Raw genomic sequence first — 25,476 nt, 5'->3', positions numbered from 1 at the left:
AGCGGTCAGCCCTTGAAGCGCGGGAAGGCGGAACGGCCCGCGTACACCGCGGCGTCGTCCAGGATCTCCTCGATGCGCAGCAGCTGGTTGTACTTGGCCACCCGCTCGGAGCGGGCCGGGGCGCCGGTCTTGATCTGGCCGCAGTTGGTGGCGACGGCCAGGTCGGCGATGGTGACGTCCTCGGTCTCACCGGACCGGTGCGACATCATGCACTTGAAGCCGTTGCGCTGGGCCAGCTCGACGGCGTCGAGGGTCTCGGTCAGCGAGCCGATCTGGTTGACCTTGACCAGCAGGGCGTTCGCGGTGTCGTTCTCGATGCCGCGGGCCAGCCGCTCGGGGTTGGTGACGAACAGGTCGTCGCCGACCAGCTGGACCTTGTCACCGAGCTGGTCGGTGATCGTCTTCCAGCCGTCCCAGTCCTCCTCGTTCAGCGGGTCCTCGATGGAGACCAGCGGGTACGCGTCGACCAGCTCGGCGTAGTACGCGGTCATCTCGGACGCGGTGCGGTCCTTGCCCTCGAACTGGTAGACGCCGTCCTTGTAGAACTCGGTGGCGGCGACGTCGAGCGCGAGCGCGATGTCCTGGCCGGGCTGGTAACCGGCCTTCTTGATGGCCTCGACGATCAGGTCGAGGGCGTCCCGGTTGGAGTCGAGGTTCGGCGCGAAGCCGCCCTCGTCGCCGAGACCGGTGGACAGGCCGCGCTCCTTCAGCACCGCCTTGAGGGTGTGGTAGACCTCGGCACCCCAGCGCAGGGCCTCCGAGAAGGACTCGGCGCCAACCGGCGCGATCATGAACTCCTGGATGTCCACATTGGAATCGGCGTGCGAGCCGCCGTTCAGGATGTTCATCATCGGGACCGGCAGCAGGTGCGCGTTCGGGCCGCCGAGGTAGCGGAAGAGGGGCAGGTCGGACGCCTCGGAAGCGGCGTGCGCGACGGCGAGGGAGACGCCGAGGATGGCGTTGGCGCCGAGCGAGGACTTGTCCGGAGTGGCATCCAGGTCGAACATCGCCTGGTCGATCAGGCGCTGCTCGGTGGCGTCATATCCGACCAGCTCGGGGCCGATCTGCTCGATGACGGCGAGGACGGCCTTCTCCACGCCCTTGCCGCCATAGCGGTTCTTGTCGCCGTCACGGAGTTCGAGGGCCTCGAAGGCGCCGGTGGAGGCGCCGGACGGGACAGCGGCACGGCCGGTGCTGCCGTCGTCGAGGCCGACCTCGACCTCGACCGTGGGGTTGCCTCGCGAGTCGAGGATCTCGCGAGCTACGACGACGTCGATGGACGGCACGAGGATCTCCTTCGTATGGGTCTTCGGTAGCAGCATGAGCCTAACCGCACCGAAGCCCCGGCGGGGTGCACCGTGGGGGCGGCGCACCCGGCCGGGGCTCGTCAACGGGGTGGGACGGCTCAGCTCAGGTGGAGCTGCTGGCCGGGGAAGATCAGGTCGGCCTTCTGGATGACGTTCTTGTTCAGCTCGAACAGCTTCTTCCAGCCGCCCTTGACGTCCTCCGTCTTGGCGATCTTGCCAAGGGTGTCACCGGACTTGACCTTGTACTCGCCGTCGCCCTTCTTGATCGGGCCGCGGGTCTCGGCGCGCGCGGCGTGCTCGGGCGCGCTGCGCGGCGCGGCCTTCGGCTTGGCGGAGGGGGCCGGCTGCGAGGAGTCGGGCTGGCTCTGCGACGGGGTGGACGGCGCGGGGGCGGCGGGGGCGCCACCGGAGGTCAGACCCTTGCCGCAGACCGGCCAGGCGCCCTTGCCCTGGCTGGCGAGGACCTTCTCGGCGACCTGGATCTGCTGGGCCTTGCCCGCCTTGTCGGCGGTGGGAGCGAACGCGGTACCGCCGTAGGCGGCCCAGGTGGAGGAGGAGAACTGCAGGCCGCCGTAGTACCCGTTGCCGGTGTTGATCGACCAATTGCCACCGGCCTCGCACTGCGCGACCTGGTCCCACTGGGAGCTGGTCGCGGCAGAGGCGGACGTCGCACCGATGAGCGGGGTGGCCACGGCGGCTCCGGCGAGACCGGCGAGCGCGGCGATACGGGTGGCCTTGGAAGGACGACGGTGCTTGCCCTGAGCGTTGGACATGTTCGTTCGTTTCCTCACCGACGCCTACGAGGTGAGCTGTCGGGTTCGGGCGTGAGTTGCCCGGCCGGATGCGGAGTACGCACCCGGCTTCACCCCTAGCCGTTCGGCCGATTCCGCTGGCCTCCCGGCACTTACCTTGGGTCCCCCGCTCCTGCCTTCGGCGCTGGCGCGTCGGTACCGGACGACCGCCGGCAGGACTCGGCGTGACGGTCGACGGTGCTCGCGGTGGCGAGCGGAAAGACGTTAAACACACGTGCGGGAAACGTTCAAACACCCTTATCCCAGCGAAGAGGGACGTTATCGATCTCACTCGGCGCACATCGGCGCAGGTGGGGCCGGGTGCGGAGAGACCGGACACGAGGGACGGCCCGGGAAATGTGACGAGAGGTATGTCTCACCGGTTTCAGATCGGGCAAATCCCCCCGAACTACCGGCCCCTGATGGTGAGGTCAAGCCGCTGACCAGGGAGAATGAGATCCGGGTCGGTTCCGATGAGGTTCTCGTTGGACACGTAGAGCCGACGCCAGTCGCCGCCCAATTCCTGCGTTTCGGCGATTGCTGAAAGATTGTCACCCGGACGCACCGTGTAGCCGCCATCCGTGGGGTTTTCGGCGCGGTCGGCTCCGCCACGCGAGGCATGGCCGCTCGGCCGCTCCCCCGGGTCCGATTCGCCCCGATGTTTACCGGATTCACCCCGGTGCTCACCGGAGCGGTCTCCGGAGGCACCTCCCGTGGAGGTGGGCGTCGGCGAGGGGTCGGACGTGCTGGAGGTGGGCGACGGGGAGGGCGTGGCGTCGGGTGCGTCCGAGGGGTCGGGAGTGCCGGAGGGGGTGGGGGTGTTCGATTCCTCCGGCGTCTTGTCGGCCGGGGCGCCGTCCCGTTCGCCGGAGTCCCGGTCCGAGTCACCGCCCGAGTCCCGGCCCGAGTCACCGTCCGAGCCGTCGCCCGAGTCGCCGTGCTGCGGGGCCTGCTGGGAGGGGCGCGCCGTGCTGCCCGGGTTCACGTCCGGGGCATCGCCGTCGGCGGTGAGCCCGGCGTTCAGCGCGCAGCTGGGCCAGGCGTCCGGGCCGCGGTCGCCGAGTATCGACTCGGCGACGGCTATCTGCTGGGAGCGGCTGGCGAGGTCGGGGCGCGGGGCGTAGCCCGTGCCGCCGTACTTCTTCCACATGTCGAGGGTCAACTGCAGACCGCCGTAGAAGCCGTTGCCCTCGTTGGCGCTCCACATCCCCGCGCTCTCGCACTCGGCGACCCGGTCCCATGTGCCCGCGGGGGCGGCCTGGGCGCCGGTCGCCCCGAAGAGCGGGATGGCGATGCTCGCACCGGTCACCCCCGCCGCGACGACGATGGCGGGAGCCTGGCGAGGGCGGCGGTGGCGTCCGTTTCCGGAAAGCATGCGAAATCGCCTCTCGTGTGGGGGCTCGGTTGTCGGTTGAACATAGCGAGGTCACACGATCATCACAAGCCGGTGTATCCCAGGTCACGCCGTGGTCATGCGCCTGACCGAACGTCACTTTCCCCAGGTCACCGGGAGGGTGCGCAGCCCGCGCATGATGAGCCCGCCGCGCCAGCGCAACTCCTCCGGCTCCACCGCCAGCTGGAGGTCGGGGAGTCGGCGCAGCAGGGTGGCGAGCGCGGTCTGCGCCTCCAGGCGGGCCAGCGGGGCGCCCAGACAGTAGTGGATGCCGTGGCCGTAGCCGAGGTGCTGGTTGTCGGTGCGGGAGAGGTCGAGGACGTCGGGGTGGGCGAAGCGCTCGGGGTCGCGGTCGGCGGCGGCGAGCACCACGAGCACCGGTTCCCCCTCGGCGATGTGCTGGCCGCCGATCGTGACCGGCTCGGTGGCGAACCGCCAGGTGGCCATCTCCACCGGGCCGTCGTAGCGCAGCAGTTCCTCGATGCCGGTGGCGAGCAGTTCCTCGTCCCCTTCTTCCGCCTCTTCCAGATGCCGCTGGAGCCGGGCGCGCTGCTCGGGGTTGCGCAGCAGGGCGTAGAGGCCGTTGCCGATCAGATTGACGGTGGTCTCGAAACCCGCGAAGAGAAGGATGAAGGCCATCGCCGCGGCCTCGTTCTCGGTGAGGTGGTCCCCGTGGTCGCTGGCCCGGATGAGATCGGAGATCAGGTCGTCGCCGAGCGCGGCGCGCTTGCGGTGGATCAACTCGGCCAGATACGCGCGGATCCGCTTCACCGCGCGGGCCACTCCGCCGCGCGGGCCCCCGCCGTGCCGGATCATCGTCGCGGCCCAGTCCCGGAAGTCGTCCTGGTCCTCCCGCGGGACGCCGAGCAGATCGCAGATCGCATAGATAGGGAGAGGAAAGGCGAACTCATGGATGAGGTCCGCCTCTCCCCGGTCCGCGAAGGCGTCGATGAGGGCGTCGGTCAGCTCGCGCACCCGCGGGGCGAACGCGGCGACGCGGCGCGGGGTGAACGCCTTGGACACCAGCCGCCGCAGCCGGGTGTGGTCCGGGGGATCGATATTGAGCAGATGTGTCATCAGATCCGCGCGCTGTTCGCCCGGGATGCCCACTTTGCCTCGGGCGTGAGCGGACTCACTGTGCCGCTGGGGGTTCTTCGACAGCCGGGCGTCGGCGAGCGCCTGCCGGGCGTCGGCGTAGCGGGTCACCAGCCAGGCTTCGACCCCGCTGGGGAGCGTGGTCCGATGCACCGGGGCATGCTCGCGTAGCCAGGCGTACGCGGGGTAGGGATCGGTGGCGAACTCCCAGGTGAACAGGGTGGGAGCGGGGGCAGGGCAAGGCTGATCGGACACGCTCCGACGATACCGGCCGCGGTCCATGGATTCCGATACGCCACTTATCGGAAGTAAATCCATAACGCGCAAGTAAAGCCAATTAATGTCGAAGCAATTCGACGACCATCTCCACACACTCTCCACGACGCACTCACAGCACGCGGCGAATGCCCGATATCTGATGGCTGGGGCCACTGCCCGGAGCGGCCCGGCGCGGGCGCGCGGCAGACCTGCCGAACATGCGCTGACGTCGGCCAATGCGGCAGAATAAGAGGGTGGCTGAAACAGTGTCAGGTGGTTGAATGGGCCTCCGGCACATGCACGGGGCCTCCTGCCCCTGGTGATACGATCACCGCGCTTGCCAGGCGAGCCAAGGGCCCGTAAGACACCCGGCGATCCGGTAAATCAGCCGAGAGGGTTACCACTCTGAGGAGCACTATGCCGCCAGTTGGGCATATGGAGCCGTGCCGGCGCACCCCTGCCTGTGCGCTGCCCGCGGCAGGGCGAGTGCGGTGCGCCCCGTCCCCTCGGGCGCCGTACGAACGCTGACTTACCGCCGCCTCTCCATATCACCCGGATTCTTATCGAGCAATAACCCTTCAGTCCCTGGCGGTCTAGTCGTTTAAAGAGAGTCTTATGACGCATTACATACAGGATCCTGCGCTCTGGGCCCTGATCGCTGGCACGCCTCTCGCCGCAACCGCCATTATTCGCGGGCGAAAAGCGAGAGCAAAGCTCAGTACCGAGAAGGCGGAACTTCACAACCGCGCCGCCGACCTCGAAAACAACTACGCGGCGGCGGTCCAGGACGCGCAGATACGGTCCGAGGAAGCCACCAAGAGCGCACTGAAGTCCGCCATGCGGACGCTTCAGGGTCTGGCCAACGAGCAGCAGTTGGCGATCTCGAAGCTGCAGGACCGTTACGGCGAGCACCACATCCTCCAGGACCTCCTGGAGATCGACCACATGAACTCGCAGTTCGGCCGCCGTGCGCAGTCGATCGCCGTTCTGTGTGACGGCTGGCTGGGCCGTCAGCGGGCCGTCGCCTCCGTCTATGACGTGGTACGCAGCGCCAAGGGCCGCATACGCCACTACACGCGCGTCGAGATCCGTTCCCAGAGCAACTTCGCCCTGGTCAGCCGGGCCGTCGAACCGGTCGCGCTGGCGCTCGCCGAGCTGCTGGACAACGCGACCAGCTACTCCGCCCCCGACTCGCCGATCGACATCACCATCCGCACCGTCCCCAAGGGCGTCTGCATCATCATCGACGACGCCGGCGTCGGTATGAACGAGGAAGAGAAGAACCGGGCCGACGAACTGCTCTCCGCCCAGCGCGCGGCGGGCGTCACGGGCCTGGGCAATCCTCCGCAGTTCGGCTTCGCGGTGATCGGCGTGCTCGCCTCCCGCTACGGCTTCACCGTCTCCGTCGATTCGGCCTCTCCTTACGGTGGCGTGCGCGCGGTGGTGCTTCTTCCCGAGGACCTCCTGACCAACATGCCCGAGCCGGAAGAACAGCCCGCACCCCGTACGTCCCCGGCGGCAGCCCCCGAAGAGAGTGATTCCACCGCGGGTGGGCTGCCCAAACGTCGTCGCAAGGGGTCGATTTCGATCGTGCCGCACTCGGATGCGGCGAACGCTCCCGCCCGGACGAGCGAGGAAACCGCCTCGATCATGGGCGCCTTCCAGCGCGGCACACAGTCCGGTCGCTCCGCAAACCCGAACAGGGAAGGGCATGATCCTCAGTGAACAACGACCTGTCATGGATGCTTGACAGCGCCCTTGAAGTACCCGGCGCGCGTCACGCGATCCTGGTTTCCGCCGACGGTCTGCTGATGGCCCGATCTCAAGAGGTCAGGAAGGACGAGGCCGACACCGTCGCCGCCGCGATGAGCGGCATCCAGTCGCTGAGCCGCACCATGGCCGGCTTCTGCGGCGGCCCCCATATGAACTGGCGTCAGACCCTGGTGGAGTTCGACGGCGGCTGGGTCTTCCTGATCTCGGCCGGCGAGGGCGCGTACCTGGCGGTCTCCTCCGCGCCCGATGTCGACATGGCCGACATCACCTTCCGCATGCAGCAGCTCGTCGGTCAGCTCGGCAAGGCGCTGACCACACCGCCCCGCGAATCGGGCGTTCAGGCATGACTGCCCCGGAGGAGCAGGAGCCCGAAACCGCCGGATTAGTGCGACCGTACGTCATCACCAACGGCCGCGGGCGCCCGGACACCGATCAGTTCAACCTGATCACCTTGGTCACCGCCTCCGAACAGAGACGTTCGCCGACGCTCGACCCGGAGAAGCGGAGCCTGCTGGACCTGTGTTCAGGGGGCTATCTCTCGGTTGCCGAGATCGCGGGCCATATGGGGCTGCCGATCGGCATCGTCAAGGTCCTGCTGTCCGACCTGTCGTCGGACGGCTATCTCGTCACGCGTGCCCCCGCGCCCCCCGCCCAGCTCGTCGACGTTTCACTCCTTCAGGAGGTACTGGATGGTCTCCAGGCCCGCTTCGGATGAGGACGTCTATCTGGACGACGCGGTGCAGATCGCGGCCAAGATCCTGGTCGTGGGGCACTTCGCGGTCGGAAAGACGACGTTCATCGGCACCATGTCCGAAATCCCGCCGCTGCGCACCGAGGAACGGATGACGCAGGCCGGTGCGCACGTCGACGATCTGATGGGCACCCGGGGCAAGACCACGACCACGGTGGCCATGGACTTCGGCCGCCTCACCCTCAGCGAGCGGCTTGTCCTCTATCTCTTCGGCACACCCGGACAAGAGCGCTTCGTCCAGGTGTGGGAGGACATGACGCGGGGTGCCCTCGGGGCGCTGATCCTCGTCGATCCGGAACGCCTCCAGGAATCCTTCCCCGTGATCGACCTGGTCGAACAGTACGGACTTCCCTACGCGATTTCCGTCAACCACTTCGACGGCACCCCGGTGCGCCCCGATCACGAACTGCGCGAGGCGTTGGATCTGTTGCCTGAGACACCCATCGTCACCTGTGACGCGCGTGACGAGAAGTCATCGGCCAATGCACTGATGGAACTTGTCCGCTACCTACAGGCACGTACCCGCTAGGAGCACAACTATGGATACACAATCGGACTTCCCGGCTCCGCCGCCGGGTTGCCCTGCGCATGGGCGGGTACCCCTGCACGGGCCCGAGTTCCAGGCCCATCCGGAGGCGTACTACGCCTGGATGCGCCGGTTCGGGGCCACCGCTCCGGTGGAATTGGCGCCCGACGTCGAGGCCACCCTCGTCACGGATTACTCGGCCGCGCTCCAGCTGCTGCAGAACTCGGACACGTTCCGCAAGGACTCACGCCGCTGGCGTGATCTGAACGAGGGCAAGATCAGCCACAGCAGCCCGGTGCTGCCCCTGCTCGCGTACCGTCCGAACTGCATGTTCACCGACGGTGCCGATCACATGCGGCTGCGTCAGGCGGTCACCGACAGCCTGGCCAAGGTGGACACCCACCAGCTGAGCAGGCAGGTCGACGGGATCTCCCGTTACCTCATCGAGCAGTTCAGCTCGCGCGGTTCGGCCGATCTGCTGAACGACTACGCCAAGCTGCTGCCGCTCTTCGTGTTCAGCGAGCTGTTCGGCTGCCCTGCGGAAATCGGTGACCGGGTCATCTTCGGCATCTCCGGTATTTTCGACGGCGTCAACGCCGAAAAGGCGAACGAGGTGCTGACCCAGAGCGTCGGCGAGCTGGTCGCGCTGAAGCGTACCCAGCCCGGGAACGACGTCACCTCCTGGCTTATGCAGCACCCGGCGCAGCTGTCCGACGAGGAAATGGCGCATCAGCTGGTATTGCTGCTGGGATCCGGTGCGGAACCGCTGCGGAATCTCATCGCCAATTGCCTCCACCTGCTGCTCACCGACGACCGGTATTCGGGCGGCGGACTGCTGGTCGAGGACGCCATCGACGATGTGCTGTGGAACAGCCCGCCCATGGCGAATTACTCGCCGCATTACCCGGTATCCGATGTTGAATTCGCCGGAACCAAGCTGAGGGCGGGCGATCTCGTCCTGGTCAGCTACGCCGCGGCCAACTCGGATCCGGCGCTCGCCGCCTCCCGCGAGCGCCAGAGCAAGCGCGCCCACCTGGCCTGGAGCGCCGGTCCGCACGCCTGCCCGGCGAAGGATCCGGCGCAGCTCATCACGGTGTCGGCCATCGAGAACCTGCTCAACCAGCTGCCCGACGTGGAGCTGGCGGTGCCCAGCGAAAGCCTGACCTGGCGCCCCGGCCCATTCAATCGTGGACTGGCCGCACTGCCCGCCCGTTTCACTCCGATACGGACGGATAAACAGCCTTCTCAGCAGCAACAGCCTGTTACGCCAGTGGATCGTGGCCAACAGAGCACCAAGCGGGAAAAGGGCGGCTTGTGGAGTTCGTTCCTCGCTTGGTGGAGAGTGTGATCCACGCAACACCCCCCACATTTCTCGTACCGCATGGTTAATCAATGGATCGGGTAGGCCGTATCGCGAAAATTTTGTTGGCAGAGTTATAAAAAGGAGCCGTCGTGGAGCCTATTGCCGACGACGCCGCGGTCGATCAACGTTCTGTGGATTCAATCGAAAATATATTCGATTGCCGTAGTGCGACACCACACTACGTTTTGGCGCCTCCCCCACTTCGATTGCTTCACTCCTCCGCTCCCCGGGGGGTTCGGTGAAGCTTTTCCGCTTCGGGAGAAGGAAACGTGCGGGTGCGGGCGAGACCCGTACGCACCCCACCCGGCTCGGCGACCTCGTCACCGGCCAGCTCACCCGGCTGGGCGGTGTGGCGGGACTGAGCGAAGCCGACACGGCGGCTTACGCACAGGTGCTGACCGAGACCCTGGGGCCGGTGGCCAAGCGCTCGCTGGAGCTGCCGCCGCCGTCCCCCAGCTTCGTGTCCGACGACCACACTCCGGTCGAATACTCCCTGGCCTTCACCCCGGGCCGGCTCCCGGCACTCAGGATGCTGGTGGAGCCGGGGTGCGAGGCCGAAGACCTGAGGGAAAGCGGCCGCGTCGGCCTGCGCGCCGTCCACGCCATGGCCGACCGCTGGGGTTTCTCCACCGAGCGGCTCGACCGGCTGGAAGACCTGTTCCTCCCCGACTCCCCCCAAGGGCCGCTGGCCCTGTGGTACGCCCTGGAGCTGCGGCCCGGCGGCGTCCCCGCGGTCAAGGTCTATCTCAGCCCCTCGGCCAACGGCCCGGACCGGGCAGCCGAGACGGTCGGCGAGGCGCTGGGCAGACTCGGCTGCCGGCAGGCGTTCGACGCCCTGCCGGCGGCCGACGGCTACCCCTTCGTCGCCCTGGACCTCGGCGACTGGCCCGCGCCGCGGCTGAAGGTCTACCTCACCCACGACGGCCTGTCCCCCGCCCGGGCCGCCAGCCTCTCCCGGATGGACCCCCACCCCGGCCAGGCGCGGCTGGAGGAGTTCTTCCGCACCGCCGGGGGTCTCCCCCCCGGGACCGGCCAGGGGCTGTACGGCCGCCCCGCCATCTCCTGCCACTCCATCACGGAGACCCGGACCGGCCTGCCCAGCGGCTTCACCTCCCATGTGCCCATCCGTGACTACGTGCGCGACGACGCACAGGCGCGGGAGCGGGCCGTGGCCGTCCTGCGCCGCCACGGCATGGACGACAAGGCGCTCGACCGGGCGCTGACCGCCATCACCTCGCGCTCCCTGGAGGACGGCGCGGGCCTGATCTCGTATCTGGCCCTGGTCCATGAACGCGGCCGGCCGCCGCGGGTGACCGCGTACCTCTCCTCGGAGGCGTACGAGGTACGGCCACCCCGGGAGACGGAACCCGTCTACGAGCCGCAACCGGTCCACGAGGCAGCACCGGAACACCAGACCCCGGTGGTCCACGGCCTCACCCAGGCGCGGAGCCATACGCGCGACAGCGATGAGACAGGAGAAATGGTCAGCGTGGAGCCCTACCGGATCAAGGTCGTCGAACCGATCCCCATGACGACGCGGAAGCAACGCGAAGAGGCGCTCAAGCGCGTCCACTACAACCTGTTCGACCTGCGGGCCGAGGAGGTGACCATCGATCTGCTGACCGACTCGGGCACCGGTGCGCTGTCGGCCGCGCAGCTCGCCGCCGGGATGGCGGGCGACGAGTCCTACTCGGGCTCGCGCTCCTTCTACCGGTTCCACGAAGTGGTCACCGAGCTGACCGGATATCAGCACATCCTCCCGGCCCACCAAGGGCGCGCGGCGGAGCGGGTGCTCTTCTCCTCCCTGCTCAAGCCGGACTCCCTCGTCCTGGCCAACACGCACTTCGACACCACGCGCGCCAACGTGGAACTCAACCACTGCGAGGCGCGCGACCTGCCCTGCCCCGAGGCCAAGGACCTGGACAGCAAGGAGCCGTTCAAGGGGAACATCGACCTCAAGGCGCTCGAACAGACGCTGACCGGGCCGGACGCCTCCCGGGTCGCCGTGGTGGTCATGACCATCACCAACAACGGCGGCGGCGGTCAGCCCGTCTCCATGGAGAACCTGAAGCAGACCGCGGCCCTGTGCCGCAAGCACCGGGTTCCGCTGTTCCTGGACGCCGCCCGGTTCGCCGAGAACGCCTGGCTCGTCACCCGGCACGAACCCGGCTACCGCGACCGCACCCCGCGGCAGGTCGCCGAGGAAGCGTTCCGGCTGGCGGACGGCTGCATGATGAGCGCCAAGAAGGACGGCATCGTCCACATCGGCGGCTTTATCGGCATGAACAACCCCGAGCTGGCCCAGCGGTGCGAACTGCTGCTCATCGCCACCGAAGGCTTCGCGACCTACGGCGGCCTGGCCGGCCGCGACCTCGACATGATGGCGCAGGGCCTCACCGAGGTCACCGACCCCGGCTACCTCGCCGAACGCGCCGACATCGCCGCCCACCTCGCCCGGCGGGTCCGCGCCGCCGGAGTCGACATCGTCGAACCGCCGGGCATGCACGCCCTCTACCTCAACGCCGGTCGCCTGCTGCCCCACATACCGTCGCACCAGTACCCCGGCCACGCGCTGGCGTGCCAGCTGTACCTGGAGGGCGGCATACGCTCGGCCGAACTGGGCTCCCTCTACCTCGGCGAGGAGGACGAGGCCGGAAACCCGGTGAAGAGCGCGCCGTACGAGCTGGTCCGGCTCGCGCTGCCGCGCCGGGTCTACACCCGCAGCCACTACGACCACATCGGCGAGACCCTGGCGAAGATCGCCGCCAAGGCGGACTCGGTGACCGGCTTCCGGATCTTCGACCAGTCCCCGATCCTGCGCCACTTCCGGGCCAAGCTGGAGCCGGTACCGGTGCCGGCCGCCACCGGAGCACGAGCGGCCGGGCGCACCGCCACCGCGGCACGCTGAGGAGGGCGGCTCAGCCGCTGCCGAACGGTCCGCCGCCGCCTAGTTCCAGGGACTCCGGCCCTCGTCGCCGACCGGGCCGGAGTCCCTGGTGCCCGAGCCGCCCAGCTGGTGTGGGCGGCGCCGGATACCGTCCGGGGCCAGCTCGTCGGGCTCGCGGTTCCGGGTCTGATAGCCGACCCGGTCGTGATCGTCCTGATGCCCCGGACCGTGACCCGCCTGCCGCGCCTCGCGCTCGGTCTCGTCCACCCGCTGCCAGGCGTTGGCACGGCGCTGCGGCCGCTGGGTGGGCACCGGCTCGCGGGCCCGTACCCGTATGCCGTACCAGGTGGCCACGATGAGGATCACGACCACCACGATGCCGACGACGAGAGGCCCCGTGCCGACCAGGAGGCCGTGGTTCACGGCGAGGTCCATGGCGTACGCATCCATGGCGGCCGGGTACCCCACACGCCCCCGTCAACCCACCCCGCTCAGGCCGTGCCTTCCGCCGCCCGGATCGCGTCCCGGTAGGCACGGGCCGCGGCGCGCAGCGCCGTCTCCGGCTCCACACCCGCCTCCTGGGCGCGGATCGCCAGCGCGAGCAGCTCGTAGCCGATGCCCTCGCCCTCCGGAAGGGCGACGGCGAGCCCGGCGGTGCGGGCGCGGGAGGCGAGCTGGGCGGTGAGGGCGAGCGAGGGCTGACCGAGCGGCACCCCTTCGGTGACCGAGTCGCGCTGCTTTTCTATCGCCTTGGTGCGCAGCCAGTGCGCGTTGACGTCCTCGGCGGTCTCCGCGACCTCCTCGCCGAAGACATGCGGATGGCGGCGGATCAGCTTGTCCACGATGGCACCGGCCACATCGTCGATCGAGAACGGCTCGTCCTCGTCCTCCTGCGCGATCCGGGCGTGGAAGACGACCTGCAGCAGCACATCGCCCAGCTCCTCGCGCAGCGCCTCCCGGTCGCCCTCCTCGATGGCCTCGACGAGTTCGTACGCCTCCTCGATGCCGTACTTGACCAGATCCTCGTTGGTCCGCTGCCCGCTCCACGGGCATTCCGCGCGGATCCGGTCCATCACCTGGACCAGGTCGAGCAGCCGGGCGCCCGGCAGGTCGTACGAACCGGGCAGCAGCTCCAGGTCCGGCATCGTCTCGCGGCCCGAACCCGCCAGCCGGGCCAGCCCGTCGGTCAGCGCGGACTCGCCGTCGGCCGAGGTGATCACGACTGCGTCGCGGCCGCCCTCCGTGACGCAGTAGTCGACCAGCTCGCGCGCCGCCGGGACCGTGTGCTCGACGTCGATGCCCGCCTCGCGCAGATACGGCAGCTGCGGATGGTCGGGGTCCCCGCACAGCACCCGGTCAGCGCCGCGCAGCGCCTGCCAGGCGGGCCAGGAGAGCAGCCCGGGGGCCACCCGGTGGCTGGTGGTGAGGAGGACGACGCGGCCGGTGGCGAGGTCGGCCGCGGGGGCGGCGGAGTCAGGCGTGGTCACCCTTGAAACGTAACCTACGCCGGCTGCCGGGAGTCGGTGGAGGTGCGCAGCCAGGCCGCCTTGGCGAGGACCGCGGTGCCCTTGGTGTCGTCCCAGCTGCCGTAGCGCGGGTTGACCTTGATGTCGAGGTCCTTGGAGGTGCGGGTGAACACCGCGTTGACCTTGGCGACGCCGAGCTTGCGCAGCAGCGCGGTGCGGGTCAGCTCCATGCGCACCGCGCCGTCGATCTGGTCCGGGGCGATGCCCTGCTCCAGGTAGGCGGCGCGCAGCGCGGCGGCCCCGCCGGCCTGCTGCTCGGAGGCGTCGCGGGCGCGCTGCACCGCGCGGCGGCTGACGCCGATGCCGTTGTCCTGGCCGGCCCGCTCGATGACCTTGAACTGGATCATGCGGATGAGGGTGTTCTGGGTCAGCTGACCGCTGGCGGCCACCAGCTGGTCCGCCCTCGGCGAGCCGCGCTGCGCGTCCCGTACGTCCTTCACCTGGCCCTGGAGCTGCGACTCGGTGATCCGCCCGTCGTGCAGGACGGCCGCGGAACCGGCCCGCGGGGTGCCCCCGCAGGCGGTCAGCAGGGGGGCGCAGACCAGTAGGGCGGACGCGGCGGATACGGAGAGCGCAGTACGGCGGCGGATCATTGAGCCTCCCGGCAGAGATCGTGCGGCGCGACAAACGATCTGGCGTTGATCGATGGTATGGAGTCGGCGCGGCCTAGGCCACTGCTTGGACAACGATTCACCGGGGTCTTGGTCAGCCTCCGCCCCCGAACCCGCCCGGAACCGGTGCGCGGGACGGGAAACGGCGGCGGTGCGACCGCCCCGCCCCTGTCGCGTATCTTTTCGACCGGACCGCCCCGCACCCATGACGCTCCGCCCCCATGCCCGCCCTCTGACGCCCCACGACAAGGACCCTGGATGGACACGGCAGCGACAGCCCCGCCCGGCACCACGGCCGAAGGGGCGACCGCCGCCGCCACAGGCGCCGAGCGGCTGCGCGTCCGGACGGCGGCGCTGCGCCACCCGCGGCTGGATCCGTACTGGCTGGCCCTCGGCCTGTTCGCCGCCTTCGCGACCCTGTCGATATGCCGCTACCGCCGCATGGCCACCATGTCGTGGGACCTGGGCATCTTCGAACAGGCGATACGGGGGTACGCGCATTTCCAGGCCCCGATAGCCGATCTCAAGGGTCCCGGCGCCAACATCCTCGGCGACCACTTCAGCCCCATCACGGCCCTGCTCGCCCCGCTCTACCGGGTCTTCCCGAGCCCGATGACGCTGCTCGTCGCGCAGGCCGCCCTGTTCGCCCTCTCCGCCGTTCCCGTCGCCCGGACCGCCGCCCGGCTGCTGGGCCGGGCCCGGGGGCTCGCGATCGGCACCGCGTACGGACTGGCCTGGGGCCTCCAGCGGGCCGTGGACTTCGACTTCCACGAGATCTGCTTCGCCCTCCCGATGATCGCCTTCTCCCTCGAAGCGGTCATACTCCGGCGCTGGTACGCGGCGATGCTGTGGGCCGCCCCGCTGGTCTTCGTCAAGGAGGACATGGGCGCCACGGTCGCCGCGATCGGCGCCGTCATCGTCGTATGCGTCTGGCGCGACCGGGAGCGGGAGCGCGAGCAGGGCATCGCGCCGCTCGCCGTCTCCCTCATGGGCTTCGGCGTGCTGGGCTCGGCCCTCGCGCTGGGCGTCGTCATCCCCGGCTTCAACGGGGCCGGTGCGTACGACTATTGGGACAAGGTCGGCAGCGGCGGCTCCGACGCCACCATCCCGTTCGCCACCGCGCTGGGCACCCTGCTGTGGACGCTGCTGCCGACCACCGGGCTGCTCGCGCTGCGCTCCCCGCTGCTGCTGGCCGCCCTGCCCACCCTCGGCTGGCGCTTCGTCTCCCACGACGAGCACTACTGGGGCACGGACTGGCACTACAGCGCGGTGCTGATGCCGGTCGTCTTCCTGGCCCTGGTCGACGCGCTCGACCGGATCGGGAAGAGCCGCCGCGGCTGGCTCGTCCGGTACGCCCGTCAGCTGCCCGCCGCGGTCTGCGCCGCGGCCCTGGCCCTGACCACCTCACTGCCGCTGGCCGGGCTCGCCGAGGAGGCCACCTACCGCAAGCCGCCCCACGTCGGCGCGGTGGAGCGGCTGCTGGAGCGAATACCGGACGGCGCGACGGTCGAGGCCAACGTCGGGCCGATAGCCCGCCTCACCAGCCGCTGCCGGGTCTTCTGGGTCGGCTCCACCCAGGGCGTCACCCCGCAGTACCTGGCCCTGTCGGAACCGCCGGACCGCACGGTGCGGCAGGAGCTGGCGTACGCGAAGCAGCTGCACCCGAAGGCGCGCTACGAGGCGCTGGCGACCGCCGGGGGCACCTTCCTGCTCCGGCTCAAGAGTCCATCGGCTGCGGGGCGATGACCGCGAACGGCGCGCCCTGCGGGTCCTGCACCAGGGCCATCCGCCCGGCCACCATGTCGAACGGCGGCTTCAGCACCGTCCCGCCCTCCGCCGACAGCTTCGCCACCGTCCGGTCGGTGTTGTCGACGGAGAAGTAGACCAGCCAGTGCGAGGGCGTGCCGGGCGGCACCCCCTCGCGCAGCGTCTGGAGCCCGCCGACCGTGCGGCCGTCCACGGTGAGCGCGCAGTAGCCCTCGGCGTCGCCCGTGGCGCCTTCCATGGGCCTCGTCTCGATGCCGAGCGCCTCCGCGTAGAAGGCGCTCGCCGCCTCGCGGTCGCTGGTGTTCAGCTCGTTCCACACCAGCGCGCCGGATTCGTTGACGATGCCCGCCCCGGGGAACTCCCGCGCCTGCCAGACGCCGAAGACGGCCCCGGTGGGGTCGGCCGCCACCAGCATCTTCCCGAGGTCCATCACGTCCATGACGGGCAGCAGCACGGTGCCGCCGTTGCGGCTGATCGCGTCGGAGGTGGCCTGGGCGTCGGTGGAGGCGAAGTACGTGGTCCAGACGGTCGGCGGCGCGGGCTGATCGTCCATCGCCTGCGCGGCCATCACCCCTGCCACCGGCAGGTCCTTCAGCGCGCAGACCGTGTACCCGCCGAATTCGGCCGGGCCGATCTCCCCGGACCAGCCGAACAGCCCGGAGTAGAAGTCGAGGGCGGCCTGCTGGTCGGAGGCCGTCAGGTCGATCCAGCAGGGGGTGCCTGGCTGATACGGAGTGGTGACTTCGGACATCGCTGCCTCCAGTTGGGCCTCTGCCGTCAATTCTCCCCTGGTGCGGCGGGGCCGCCACTCGGGCGGGGGGCCGTCGGGCCCCGGCCCCGGCTTTGGCAAGATTTCGATCATGAATGATCCACGGGGGCAGCAGCAGCCCTACCCGCCTTCCCACCCCTATGCCCAGCCCTACGGCCAGCCTCCCGCCCAGCCCTACGGCCAGCCTTATCCGCCGCATCCACCGCATTTCCAGGGGCCGCAACCGCCTCAGCCGCCCCGCGTCCCCGAGCCCGCCGGTGACGAGCGGCGCATCCTCGCGGCGGCGGTGGACGGCCTCCTCGCCCTGGGCGGCGGCTGCGCCCTCGGCCTGCGCGTCCTGCCGATGGCCAAGGTCGAGGCCAACTCCCTGCTCCTGGCCGTGGGCTGTGTGTTCGGGCTGTCGATCATCAACCAGGTGCTGGGGGCCTGGATCTTCCGGGCCTCCCTCGGCAAGTGGATGCTGCGGATGCGCGTGGTGCGCGAGACCGACGCCGGACGGCCGGGGTTCTGGCGGCTGATCCACCGCTGGCTGGTCGGAATGACCTGGCTGCCGATGCAGCCGCTGCGCAGCCTGGTCTGGTCGGACGGGGATCCGTACGAGGACCACTGCAAGATCGCGTACGTGCGTGTGAAGGATCTCCGGCGGCTGGGGTACCTGGGTTGACGAGCGGCTGGGGTACCCCGGCCGACGGCGGGCCGGAAGACCCGAAAACGCCGGGCGGCGGCCGGCCCTCATCGGGTCGGCCGCCGCCCGGCGTCAGTGGTCGGACGCGGCGTCAGGCGCCGGTCGCGCTACCCGCCACCCACTGGTTCCAGTCCATGTTCCAGCCGTTGAGGCCGTTGTCCGGAGAAACGGTCTTGTCGTTGGAGTTCTTCACCACCACGACGTCACCGATCTGGGAGTTGTTGAAGAACCAGGCGCCCTGGGTGTTCGGGTCGTTCGCGCCCTTGGTGTCCGACAGGCCCACACATCCGTGGCTGGTGTTCTGGCTGCCGAAGATGGACTTCGCGCCCCAGTAGTTGCCGTGGATGAAGGTGCCCGAGGTGGACAGCCGCATCGCGTGCGGCACGTCCTTGATGTCGTACTCGCCCTTGCCGTCGTCGTCGGTGAAGCCGACCGTCGCACCGTTCATCCGGGTCTCCTTGAACTTCTCGGAGATCACCATCTGACCGTTGTACGTGGTGTTGTCGGGGCTTCCGGCCGAGATCGGAATGGTCTTGATCAGCTTGCCGTCGCGGACGACCTTCATCGTCTTGGACTTGGCGTCGACCGTGCTGACCTGCGAGTGGCCGACCTTGAACGTGACGGTCTTCTCCTGGACACCCTTCACACCCGACGACGCCTCGACGCCGTCCAGGTCCATCTTCAGGGTGACGGTGGAGTTGGCCTTCCAGTAGTCCTTCGGGCGCAGGTCCAGCCGGTTGCCGTTGAACCAGTGGCCGACGACCTCCTGACCGCTGCTGGAGGTGACCTTGATGTGGGACTGGACGTCCTTCTTGTTGGTCACCGCCTTGTCGAAGTTGATCGACACCGGCATGCCCACACCGACCGTCGAGCCGTCCTCCGGCGTGAAGTTGCCGATGAAGCTGTTGGACGGGGAGACCGTGGTGAAGGAGGAGTGCTCCGTGGCCTTGCGGCCGTCGGAGTCCTTGGCCTTCGCGCTGATCTTGTACTGGGTGGACCGCTCCAGCTGCCCGTCGGGCTTCCAGGAGGTCCCGTCGGACGATATGGATCCGGCCACGCTGGAGCCATCGGCGGTCGAGGTCATGGTCACCGAGGTGAGCTTGCCTCCGCTGACGCTGACCTTGGTGTCGCGGTTGATGCCCGCATTGGTCGCACCGGACTTCGGCGTGATCTTGATGCGGGCGTCCGAAGCGTCCTTGGCCGCCGCCTCGTCCACCTCCGACTGGCCCTTGCCGCCGCCCTTGCCGTCGCTGCTGTCGCCGCCGCCCCCGCCACAGGCGGCGAGGGTGAGTACTCCGCTGAGCAGAGCGGCCGCGGCCACCAGCCCCCTACGGCGCTTGCCGTACGTCATCACACGCTTCTCCATTTACGACTGGACCCCAGAAACCCAAGACCTATCCAGCAAGACCTATCCAGGAAGAACGCCTGTACCTTTTGGTCGGTTCCACGCCCAGTAAAACTGTGCGCGACGCCACTTAGCAAAGACGCTGGTCCAGCTTATGACGCAGCGCCGTTAATCCGGACAAACCATGACAGTGCGGGATTAGTCATATGGCGCGGAGCGGGCTGCCGACCCGGTTCGCTACCGTCTGACCCCAGTAAGTCACTACGATCGGGCACGCGGGGTCAATTCGCCGCAGCCGCAAGGAGGGTGCCGTTGTGTCCGCACGCCGACCGCTGCTGACCGCTGCCGCCGCTGGTTCGCTGCTGTGCGCCCTGTGGTTCGTCCCCTCCGCCAACGCGACGGTCGAGACCGACGGGGCCTCGTCCTCGCCCTCATCCTCGTCCTCATCCTCCGGAGGCGCGTCCTCCGGGAGCCGGGACGAGGCGCCGTCCCGGCCGCGCACGGAGGCCGTCCCGGACGAATACCTCGCCGACACCGGCAGCGTGGACGTCACCCCGTATCTCGCCGGGGGCACGGCCTTCCTGGGGCTCGGGGTCACGATGGTGACCGCCTCCGCGCGCCGTACGCGCGCGCAGACGCCCTGACCCTGCCGTCCTGACCATGCTCCGTCAGGCCAGCGGCCCGGTCACCGATTCGACCGCCTCGGCCAGCTTCCCGGACCGTACGAACGCCTCGGCGGCCGCCAGGTCCGGCGCCAGATAGCGGTCCCCGCCCGGGCCCTCGACCCCGGCCCCGCGCACCGCCGCCAGCACCGCCCGCGTCGCGGGCGCGGGCACCAGGCCCTTCCGCAGCTCGACCGCGCGGGCCGCCGCGACCAGTTCGATCGCGAGCACCCGGGTCACGTTGTCCACCACCGTGCGCAGCTTGCGCGCCGCCGACCAGCCCATGGAGACGTGGTCCTCCTGCATCGCGGAGGACGGGATCGAGTCGACCGAGGCGGGCACCGCGAGCCGCTTCAGCTCGCTCACCAGCGCCGCCTGCGTGTACTGCGCGATCATCAGCCCCGAGTCCACGCCCGGGTCACCGGCCAGGAAGGGCGGCAGCCCGTGCGAGCGGTTCTTGTCCAGCAGCCGGTCGGTACGGCGCTCCGCGATCGAGGCGAGGTCGGCCGCCGCCACGGCGAGGAAGTCCAGGACGTACGCGACGGGCGCGCCGTGGAAGTTGCCGTTCGACTCCACCCGGCCGTCCGGCAGCACCACCGGATTGTCCACGGCGGACGCCAGCTCCCGGTCCGCGACCAGGCGGGCGTGCGCGAGCGTGTCCCGCCCCGCGCCCGCGACCTGCGGGGCGCAGCGGATCGAGTACGCGTCCTGGACGCGCGGCGCGTCGTCCTGGTGGTGCCCGGTGAGCCCGGAACCGGCGAGCACCCGCAGCATGTTGTCCGCGCTGGCCGCCTGGCCGGGGTGCGGGCGGATGGCGTGCAGCTCGGGCGCGAGCACCCGGTCCGTCCCCAGCAGCGCCTCCAGCGACAGCGCGGCCGTCACATCGGCGACGGTGTACAGCCGCGCCAGGTCGGCGCAGGCCATGACCAGCATGCCGAGCATCCCGTCGGTGCCGTTGAGCAGCGCCAGGCCCTCCTTCTCGCGCAGCTCGACCGGCTCGATGCCGTGCGCGGCCAGCAGCTCGGCGGCGAGCCGCACCTCCCCGTCGGGCCCCTCGGCCTCACCCTCCCCCATCAGCGCGAGCGCGCAGTGGGACAGCGGCGCGAGGTCGCCGGAGCAGCCGAGGGAGCCGTACTCGTGCACCACGGGCGTGATCCCCGCGTTGAGCAGGGCCGCCATCGTCTCCACGACCACGGGCCGCACCCCGGTGTGGCCGGACGCGAGCGTCTTGAGCCGCAGGAACACCAGCGCCCGGACCACCTCACGCTCCACCCGAGGCCCCATCCCGGCCGCGTGCGAGCGCACGATGTTGCGCTGCAGCTGGGCGCGGAGTTCGGGGCTGATGTGGCGTACGGCGAGCGCGCCGAAGCCGGTGGAGACGCCGTACACGGGCTCGGGCTTGGCCGCCAGGTCGTCGATGACCCGCCGCGCGGCGGCGACGGCCGCGATCGTCTCCTCCGCCAGCTCGACCCGCGCCCCGCCCCGCGCCACGGCGACAACGTCCTCGGCGGTCGTTCCGGACGTCCCCACCACCACAGTGTGCATATCCATATTCAGGCACCCTAGAGAGTGAATCTCGACCTGTCACCCCAATGCCACCCCACCCCATACCGGGGCTCCGCCCCGCACCCCGCTCCTCAACCGCCGGAGAGGCTGAAAGACGCCCCCGCCACCCCGGGACCGACAGGGGGCGCGCCACGCCCGGAGCGGGGCCCTGGACGCGGGGTGCGGGGCTTGCCCCCGGCTCGGGAAGGTGCAGGGCGGGGCGGGGTTATCCGGTGGCGAGACAGGCGGGGCAGGTGATCGCCCGTCGCCACTCGGCCACCTCTCCGGTGGCACCACAGACGGGGCGCCCGTCGCGCACCTTGTGCACGGTCATCACGTCGTCCCCGGCCGTGCCCGGAAGCCAGTCCGGCAGCTCCCGGTGGTCCAGGTGATCCATAGCGCGCGTCATGCCTTTTCCTTTCCGGCGTTCGCGACCCTCTTGCCGTGGTCCGGATGTCGACCCAGCAACACGGCACAGTCAGTGACCTTGCTCAGATCTCCGGACTTGCGCGCCGCTTCCTTCTCGCGCTCCAGGCGGACGCATTCCGCGCAGTCCGTGGTCATGACGCCTCCGCCGTACGCAGTGCCTCTTCCAGTTGTCGGGCCATCTCGCACGACCGGTCGGTCGCACACGTCCGGCACTCGCCCCTGTGCATCAGGTACGCCGACTGAAGTTGCTCAAAGTCGGCGGCGCGGGGGCAGTCGGAGACCTCGCGCTCCACGCGATCGTTGGCCATATCTCTCACCGGCGGACCCACATTCGAATGGCCTGGATATTCTTTCGCACGCTGCCTGCTCCTTCCTCGGCGCAGATGCGCGCCGCCCCACGAGCTTCGAGGCAGCGGAGGAACGCGGGAACAGCGAACGGGGATCCCCGCAACCCCATTTGGGGAACCCCGTTATGACCTTTCCGGCCAACCCCGTTCGGGCCACGGGGCTACGCTGGTGCACATCACTTCCGCCCCTGCTAGGTGGCCCATGGACGAACTCGAGACCCGACGCGGCGACTGTCCACTGACGATCCCCGAGACGCTGCTGCAGAGCGATGCCATGCGGCGCGCCTGTGCCACCCGGGACTTTCAGGAAGTCTTCCGTCTCGTCAATCGGCGCACCGGATCGAGCCATGCGGACATCGCAGCCGCTGTCGGCAAGATGACGAGTTCCCGGGTCAGTGACGTGATTCGAGGCGTGCGGCGGATCCGAGGACAGGCGGTAATCGAACGCATTGCCGATGCCTTCGGCATCCCCGGCGCAATGCTCGATCTGCCGAGACGGCCATGGGAAAGCCACCCGGAAGGCGTTGACGAAACCAGCAGCGCACCGCCCACGGAAGACGAGATGATGAGCCCCCTCAACCGGCGCACCCTCCTCAAAGGCGGATTTGTCGCCACCGCTCTGACAGGGGCGGGCCTTGAAGAGTTCTCACACACAGCCGCCGCCCTGGATGACGCTCACCGCTATTTCGACGGGACGGTAGTCGACTACTTTCGCAGTCGACTTGAAACAGCCAAGCGCGACGACGGCCGACTCGGCGCGCAACAGACCCTGCCGGTGATGCTGGCCCTACTGGGCACCATTGAGCAGCAAGCCCGGAATGTGAAACCCGCCGTCCGGCGAGAGATGCTGTCGGTCGGCGCCGACGGGGCGGAATTCGCTGGATGGCTGTACCGGGATATCCATCAACCGACTGTCGCTCTTTTCTGGTACGACCGGGCGATGGAATGGGCACAAGAAGCCGATGACCCCGCCATGCAGGGGTATATGCTGCTCAAGAAATCCCAGATGGCGTACGACGATGGGGACGGCGTGCGTATGCTGACGCTGGCCCAGGCGGGCCAGCATGAGCGGTGGCAGCTCCCCACTCGGGTGCAAGCAGAGTTGCTGCAACAGGAAGCACTGGGGTGCGCCATGCTCGGCGAGCCGATCTCGCTGATCGAGCAGAAACTCGACACTGCCCACGAATTACTGACGCGCGCCGACAGTGAACCGAACGGCCTTGGCGCGTATTTCAGCGAGCATACGTTGCTGCTCAGGAACGCCGTAACATACACCGAGGCGGGAAAGCCGCGCGCCGCCGCCGCTCTGTTCGGCGACATCATTTCGACCGGTAAGCTCTCACACCGTGATGCTGGCTTCTTCAATGCCCGGCGATCTGCGGCGCCGGCCCTGGGCGGCGAGCCTGACGAGGCGGCCAGGATCGGCACTGCCTCCGCCGAAGTCGCCCGAGCGATGAAGTCGGCCCGCACCATGCGGGTACTTGGTGAAGCGCTGCAGACGCTCAGCCGTTGGCGCAGTCGGCCTGCGGTCCAGGAATTCCGCGAAACGCTCCGCGCAGCCTAACCGGTCACCCAGTCGGTTACGGAACGGATGACAAACGCCTGCCATTCCTGACTTTGAGGGTTCAGGTACTGCGGGTCGTCGTGTACAGCGAAACCATGCTGCGATCCCTCGATCTCGATGAGTTCACAGGCGCCACCGAACTTCTGCACAGCAGCTCGCGATAATCCAACGGGAACGAATGTGTCTTCGGTGCCATGCACCATCAACGTGGGGGCCTGCACCTCGCCGAGTACTTCATGGGAATGCAGCCAGAAGACCTCATTGAGCAGAGGCCGCCCATGCCTCAACGTAGGCGTAAATTGAATGAACCCGTCGTCGGACAGCCGCTGCGCAGCTTCCTCGCTGATCGAATCATCGACCCAATAGGACCGAGTATCGATGGTGCGCCATTTATAGTCCAGCTGCGGATTGAACAATACCAGCCGTGAAAGGTCTGACGAGCGCTTGGCGGCATAGTACGCACAGATACCGCCACCAAAGCTGGCGCCCAACAACGTGACGTCCTGGACACTCGCGGCTTCACGAATGAAGGCGATAGCTGAACGAATGTCATTGAGGATCGAGGCCAGGGTCAGCTCTTCCTGCCGACCTTCGCTTTCACCATGGCCGCGCAGGTCGAAGCGCAAAGATGCCACACCGCCTTCAGCCAGTCCGTCGGCAAGGCGCGTGAAAAACCCGCCCTCTTCGCGGGTCACACCCCCGCCGTGCACCAGCACGACACCGCGCGAACCCGGCGCATCGGGGTGCACGAGCGTGCCCGCCAGGTGGAGGCCATCGAGCGTCCGAAGCATCACGCTGTGAGACGTAGGCATGACGCGAGCGTAGCGCTGAGGCGTCGGCGAACAAACGGCACCTACGGGCGGCGGCCTCGGAAGCGGCGGCGTTCTCGGGGGCGGTCCGCGGGGGTGTCGGCCAGGCGGATCACCGGGTCGTCCGGGCCGCCCTCGCGGCCCGCGACGACCGGCTTGAGCGAGCGCGCGGCCTTCGCGCGGTACTGGGCCGCGTCCGCCAGGCGGAACAGGCGGCGGGCCGACGGCACGGGGCCGATCGGGTCGCCGGTGGAGGCGATGCCGCAGGCGACGCCCTCGCCCATCTCCAGCTCCGCGGCGCGGCGGCACAGTTCGTCGGCCACCCGCACCACCTCGTCCGCCGGGGGCCCGACCCCCAGCAGGCAGAACTCGTCGCCGCCCAGCCGCGCCACCAAGGCCCCCGGCAGCATCGCCCCGCACAGGGACAGCACCGTGCCGAAACGTTCCAGCAGGCGGTCTCCCACCGCATGCCCCAGGGTGTCGTTGACCCGCTTGAGGCCGTTCAGGTCGCACACCACCAGGGTCACCACCGTGCCGTGCTCGCGGTACGCCTCCAGCGCCTCGTCCAGCCGTATGTCCACCGCACGGCGGTTGCCCAGCCCGGTCAGGGGGTCGGAGAAGGCCAGGCGGCGGGCCTCCTCCAGGCGCTCCGTCTGGGCGAGCCCGGCGGCCGCCACCGAGGCCAGGACGGTCGCGAAGTCGGCGTCGCCCCGGTCGAACACCGGGCTCCCGGCCGCCCGGGCCACGTACAGCTCGCCCCACGCCCGCCCGTGCAGCACCAGCGGGGCGACCACGCAGGAGCCGCGGCCGCGCCGCCGCAGGGCGGCCACGCGCTGATGGCAGTACGAGGCCGGGCCCGGCCCGGTGCCCTCCGCGGTCTCCACCCACGCGTGCGGCTCGCCGCCCGCGGCCCAGCGCTCGTGCAGAAACTCGGCGATCTCAGGGAAGTCGTGCACCGGATACGACTCGTCGTCCGGCACCGGCTCCTCCCCCGGCATCAGCTCGCCGACGTTCGCCAGGACCCGCAACCGGCCCCGCTCCCGCTCCCATACCGAAACCGCCGCGAAGGTGCCGTCCAGCGCGCGGCGCGCGCTCTCGGCGGCGGCGCCCACCGCCTCGCGCGGGGCGGGCGCCGCGGCCATCGCCTGCGCGAGCCCCACCACCGCCCGCATCCGCCGGTCGACCCCTCGTCCCCCGTCGTCCCCGTTGTCGCTCACGTCGGCCTCGCATTCCTCACCGCACGCACCCACCGGGAGCGCGCGCGTCCGCTCTG

The 25,476-nt window shown here is 69.3% G+C and carries 24 protein-coding genes and 1 riboswitch; of the genes, 10 read left to right on the top strand and 14 right to left on the bottom strand.

Annotated elements, in window-relative coordinates:
- Positions 1-5: 5 nt before the first annotated feature.
- The 4 genes from eno to ACZ59A_RS23900 form a co-directional block, all read right to left on the bottom strand.
- Positions 6-1,286, bottom strand: a complete 1,281-nt coding sequence (gene eno, locus ACZ59A_RS23915) for a phosphopyruvate hydratase (protein ID WP_470961838.1) — start codon at positions 1,284-1,286, stop codon at positions 6-8.
- A 119-nt stretch (positions 1,287-1,405) separates the two neighbouring features.
- The gene (locus tag ACZ59A_RS23910; RefSeq protein WP_470961534.1) at positions 1,406-2,080 is read right to left on the bottom strand and encodes a transglycosylase family protein; all 675 of its coding nucleotides are present in this window, start codon (positions 2,078-2,080) and stop codon (positions 1,406-1,408) included.
- Positions 2,081-2,086: 6 nt separating this feature from the next.
- Positions 2,087-2,253: riboswitch (cyclic di-AMP (ydaO/yuaA leader) on the bottom strand.
- 254 nt (positions 2,254-2,507) lie between these two features.
- The gene (locus tag ACZ59A_RS23905; protein ID WP_470961531.1) at positions 2,508-3,473 is read right to left on the bottom strand and encodes a transglycosylase family protein; all 966 of its coding nucleotides are present in this window, start codon (positions 3,471-3,473) and stop codon (positions 2,508-2,510) included.
- Between the two features lie 114 nt (positions 3,474-3,587).
- Positions 3,588-4,868, bottom strand: coding sequence for a cytochrome P450 family protein (locus ACZ59A_RS23900; protein WP_470961528.1), 1,281 nt, complete (start codon positions 4,866-4,868; stop codon positions 3,588-3,590).
- A 591-nt stretch (positions 4,869-5,459) separates the two neighbouring features.
- Between ACZ59A_RS23900 and ACZ59A_RS23895 the strand changes: the two genes are divergently transcribed.
- The 6 genes from ACZ59A_RS23895 (at position 5,460) to ACZ59A_RS23870 (ending at position 12,165) form a co-directional block, all read left to right on the top strand.
- The gene (locus ACZ59A_RS23895; protein ID WP_468052550.1) at positions 5,460-6,569 is read left to right on the top strand and encodes an ATP-binding protein; all 1,110 of its coding nucleotides are present in this window, start codon (positions 5,460-5,462) and stop codon (positions 6,567-6,569) included.
- Positions 6,566-6,964, top strand: a complete 399-nt coding sequence (locus ACZ59A_RS23890; RefSeq protein WP_055557694.1) for a roadblock/LC7 domain-containing protein — start codon at positions 6,566-6,568, stop codon at positions 6,962-6,964. The genes ACZ59A_RS23895 and ACZ59A_RS23890 overlap by 4 nt, the downstream gene beginning before the upstream one ends.
- Entirely contained in the window at positions 6,961-7,332 is a 372-nt protein-coding gene (locus tag ACZ59A_RS23885) for a DUF742 domain-containing protein (protein WP_398303694.1), read from the top strand. The genes ACZ59A_RS23890 and ACZ59A_RS23885 overlap by 4 nt, the downstream gene beginning before the upstream one ends.
- Positions 7,307-7,897, top strand: a complete 591-nt coding sequence (locus tag ACZ59A_RS23880) for a GTP-binding protein (RefSeq protein WP_470961525.1) — start codon at positions 7,307-7,309, stop codon at positions 7,895-7,897. The genes ACZ59A_RS23885 and ACZ59A_RS23880 overlap by 26 nt, the downstream gene beginning before the upstream one ends.
- Positions 7,898-7,907: 10 nt before the next feature.
- The gene (locus tag ACZ59A_RS23875) at positions 7,908-9,242 is read left to right on the top strand and encodes a cytochrome P450 (RefSeq protein ID WP_470961522.1); all 1,335 of its coding nucleotides are present in this window, start codon (positions 7,908-7,910) and stop codon (positions 9,240-9,242) included.
- A 253-nt stretch (positions 9,243-9,495) separates the two neighbouring features.
- Positions 9,496-12,165 (top strand): tryptophanase, encoded by a 2,670-nt coding sequence (locus ACZ59A_RS23870; RefSeq protein ID WP_470961518.1) that lies wholly within the window; start codon positions 9,496-9,498, stop codon positions 12,163-12,165.
- Between the two features lie 39 nt (positions 12,166-12,204).
- Here the strand turns inward: ACZ59A_RS23870 and ACZ59A_RS23865 are convergent, their stop codons facing one another.
- The 3 genes from ACZ59A_RS23865 to ACZ59A_RS23855 are packed head-to-tail and all read right to left on the bottom strand — an operon-like array spanning position 12,205 to position 14,263.
- Positions 12,205-12,594, bottom strand: a complete 390-nt coding sequence (locus ACZ59A_RS23865) for a DUF6479 family protein (protein WP_470961515.1) — start codon at positions 12,592-12,594, stop codon at positions 12,205-12,207.
- Positions 12,595-12,635: 41 nt separating this feature from the next.
- On the bottom strand, positions 12,636-13,631 hold the full coding sequence (locus tag ACZ59A_RS23860; protein ID WP_470961512.1) for a nucleoside triphosphate pyrophosphohydrolase: 996 nt from the start codon (positions 13,629-13,631) through the stop codon (positions 12,636-12,638).
- Between the two features lie 14 nt (positions 13,632-13,645).
- Positions 13,646-14,263, bottom strand: coding sequence for a SurA N-terminal domain-containing protein (locus tag ACZ59A_RS23855; RefSeq protein ID WP_470961509.1), 618 nt, complete (start codon positions 14,261-14,263; stop codon positions 13,646-13,648).
- A 276-nt stretch (positions 14,264-14,539) separates the two neighbouring features.
- On the opposite strand from ACZ59A_RS23855, the gene ACZ59A_RS23850 reads away from it, so the two are divergent.
- On the top strand, positions 14,540-16,027 hold the full coding sequence (locus ACZ59A_RS23850) for a DUF2079 domain-containing protein (RefSeq protein ID WP_470961507.1): 1,488 nt from the start codon (positions 14,540-14,542) through the stop codon (positions 16,025-16,027).
- Here the strand turns inward: ACZ59A_RS23850 and ACZ59A_RS23845 are convergent.
- Entirely contained in the window at positions 15,999-16,799 is an 801-nt protein-coding gene (locus ACZ59A_RS23845; protein ID WP_470961504.1) for a VOC family protein, read from the bottom strand. The two genes, ACZ59A_RS23850 and ACZ59A_RS23845, sit on opposite strands and share 29 nt — an antisense overlap.
- A gap of 109 nt (positions 16,800-16,908) precedes the next feature.
- Here ACZ59A_RS23845 and ACZ59A_RS23840 point away from each other — a divergent pair, with 109 nt between their 5' ends.
- A complete protein-coding gene (locus tag ACZ59A_RS23840) occupies positions 16,909-17,481 on the top strand; it encodes an RDD family protein (protein ID WP_470961501.1) in 573 nt (190 codons plus the stop codon).
- A 112-nt stretch (positions 17,482-17,593) separates the two neighbouring features.
- Here the strand turns inward: ACZ59A_RS23840 and ACZ59A_RS23835 are convergent, their stop codons facing one another.
- Positions 17,594-18,853, bottom strand: coding sequence for a L,D-transpeptidase (locus ACZ59A_RS23835; protein ID WP_470961498.1), 1,260 nt, complete (start codon positions 18,851-18,853; stop codon positions 17,594-17,596).
- A 308-nt stretch (positions 18,854-19,161) separates the two neighbouring features.
- On the opposite strand from ACZ59A_RS23835, the gene ACZ59A_RS23830 reads away from it, so the two are divergent.
- A complete protein-coding gene (locus ACZ59A_RS23830; protein ID WP_470961495.1) occupies positions 19,162-19,491 on the top strand; it encodes a hypothetical protein in 330 nt (109 codons plus the stop codon).
- Positions 19,492-19,515: 24 nt separating this feature from the next.
- Here ACZ59A_RS23830 and hutH read toward each other — a convergent pair whose 3' ends face one another.
- From hutH to ACZ59A_RS23815, 3 genes are all read right to left on the bottom strand, one after another.
- Positions 19,516-21,060 (bottom strand): histidine ammonia-lyase, encoded by a 1,545-nt coding sequence (gene hutH / locus ACZ59A_RS23825; RefSeq protein ID WP_470961492.1) that lies wholly within the window; start codon positions 21,058-21,060, stop codon positions 19,516-19,518.
- 220 nt (positions 21,061-21,280) lie between these two features.
- Positions 21,281-21,463 (bottom strand): hypothetical protein, encoded by a 183-nt coding sequence (locus tag ACZ59A_RS23820; RefSeq protein WP_470961489.1) that lies wholly within the window; start codon positions 21,461-21,463, stop codon positions 21,281-21,283.
- Positions 21,460-21,618: a hypothetical protein gene (locus tag ACZ59A_RS23815; protein ID WP_470961486.1), complete on the bottom strand. Its 159-nt coding sequence runs from the start codon at positions 21,616-21,618 to the stop codon at positions 21,460-21,462. The genes ACZ59A_RS23820 and ACZ59A_RS23815 overlap by 4 nt, the downstream gene beginning before the upstream one ends.
- A gap of 414 nt (positions 21,619-22,032) precedes the next feature.
- On the opposite strand from ACZ59A_RS23815, the gene ACZ59A_RS23810 reads away from it, so the two are divergent.
- Positions 22,033-23,394 carry an XRE family transcriptional regulator gene (locus tag ACZ59A_RS23810; protein WP_470961483.1) on the top strand — a complete coding sequence of 454 codons (1,362 nt, stop codon included), beginning with the start codon at positions 22,033-22,035 and terminating at the stop codon, positions 23,392-23,394.
- Here the strand turns inward: ACZ59A_RS23810 and ACZ59A_RS23805 are convergent.
- Together ACZ59A_RS23805 and ACZ59A_RS23800 are read right to left on the bottom strand one after the other, a co-directional pair.
- On the bottom strand, positions 23,391-24,206 hold the full coding sequence (locus tag ACZ59A_RS23805; RefSeq protein WP_470961480.1) for an alpha/beta hydrolase: 816 nt from the start codon (positions 24,204-24,206) through the stop codon (positions 23,391-23,393). The genes ACZ59A_RS23810 and ACZ59A_RS23805 overlap by 4 nt on opposite strands.
- A 41-nt stretch (positions 24,207-24,247) precedes the next feature.
- Positions 24,248-25,345: a GGDEF domain-containing protein gene (locus ACZ59A_RS23800; RefSeq protein ID WP_470961835.1), complete on the bottom strand. Its 1,098-nt coding sequence runs from the start codon at positions 25,343-25,345 to the stop codon at positions 24,248-24,250.
- Positions 25,346-25,476: the final 131 nt, after the last annotated feature.

This window comes from Streptomyces sp. NPDC040405, assembly GCF_055595765.1.
Note: the sequence above shows the minus strand (reverse complement) of the source record. Positions and strands in the feature narration are given on the sequence as shown.